2 protein-coding genes are annotated in these 1,213 nt (G+C 57.0%); both read right to left on the bottom strand.

Features of this window, described 5'->3' with window-relative positions; translation table 11 throughout:
• Positions 1-27: 27 nt before the first annotated feature.
• Positions 28-849 (bottom strand): IS3 family transposase, encoded by an 822-nt coding sequence (locus OKC41_RS20990; RefSeq protein WP_039026397.1) that lies wholly within the window; start codon positions 847-849, stop codon positions 28-30.
• Positions 846-1,160 carry a transposase gene (locus OKC41_RS20995; protein ID WP_039026396.1) on the bottom strand — a complete coding sequence of 105 codons (315 nt, stop codon included), beginning with the start codon at positions 1,158-1,160 and terminating at the stop codon, positions 846-848. The genes OKC41_RS20990 and OKC41_RS20995 overlap by 4 nt, the downstream gene beginning before the upstream one ends.
• Positions 1,161-1,213 lie beyond the last annotated feature (53 nt).

Raw genomic sequence — 1,213 nt, forward strand, 5'->3', positions numbered from 1 at the left:
TGTAATGACCCAGCCGTTCCTGCACAACTAAGCGGCTTCGGCATAGGCCTGCGCCGGTGTTTTCATCTTTAGCGCCTGGTGAGGACGCTTCTGGTTGTAAAACTGGATCCAGTCGCCAATCACCCGACTGGCATGCTGCAAGGTCTCGAACCTCTGCCGATGGGCACACTGCTCCTTGAGCGTTCTGATCACCCGCTCGACCATGCCGTTTTGTTCCGGCGTGTACGGCGTGATGAACTCCTGCTGCAACCCATAGCTCTTCACCAGTGCTGTGTAGTTGCGGCTGGTAAACACCAACCCATTGTCGCTACGTAACAAAAACGGCGATGCAACTCGTCCCAAGCTGCCGAAGCGAGCAATTAAGGCTTGCTCCAGCGCTGCCTCGGCCGTTTTCGATTTACCACTGCGCGAGAGATGCCATCCCAGTAGTTCACGGGTATGGCAATCAATCACCAGCGCCAAGGAACACCAGCCATCGCGACCAGCCCAGATCCGGCATAGGTCCGTCGCCCAGCGTTGGTTGGGCGCTGAGGCCACCGAAGGCAGGGCCTGGATCCGGGGGCGAAACCCAACCGGACGCTTGCGAACTTGCCAGCCCTTGAGCTGGAAGATGCGCTGTACCGTGTTCTTGTTGAACCCCAACAGGGCTGCAACCGTCCGGTAACCGAACGATGGGTTCTCCTCAATCATGTTTTTGATCGGGGTGACCAGATGCTCCTGAAGCTTGGGCGCGGCCTTGACGCTGCGGTAGTACCAACTACGACGCGGCAGGCCAAACCAGCGGCAGAGCTTGCTGACGGAGACATCAATACCTTCTGCGCGTAATCCCTGCTGAACATCGGCGACTATCTGTCGTCCTCGCCCAGCAGGGAGGCCAGCTTTTTTCTGGCGCGTAACTCCAGCATGGCCTCGCCATAAGCTTCCTGGAGTTCCTTGAGCTGCTTCTCGTACTGCTCGCGAATATCCAGTGGCTTGGCCCGTAAGGCGTTTTCCATGCCCCGTTTGGCGTCATCTACCCATTCTTCAATCTCGGAGGGCGGCAAATCAAAGGCTCGAGCCGCTTCGGCGACGGTGGTCTTGCCCTGAATGATTTCCATGACCAAGGCGGACTTGCGCTTGGCCGTCCAACGTTTGATTTCTTCATCCATCGTGATGCTCATGTCTGTGATCTCCACTCATTATGACCTGAGCAGGATTTCAGTGGGTCATTACA

The organism is Aeromonas sp. QDB17 (assembly GCF_027705305.1).
Classification (GTDB): domain Bacteria; phylum Pseudomonadota; class Gammaproteobacteria; order Enterobacterales; family Aeromonadaceae; genus Aeromonas; species Aeromonas caviae.

What these genes read in the sequence shown, in the direction of transcription:
- OKC41_RS20995 (WP_039026396.1), bottom strand. Translation starts at nt 1,160, where the DNA reads ATGAGCATCACGATGGATGAAGAAATCAAACGTTGGACGGCCAAGCGC.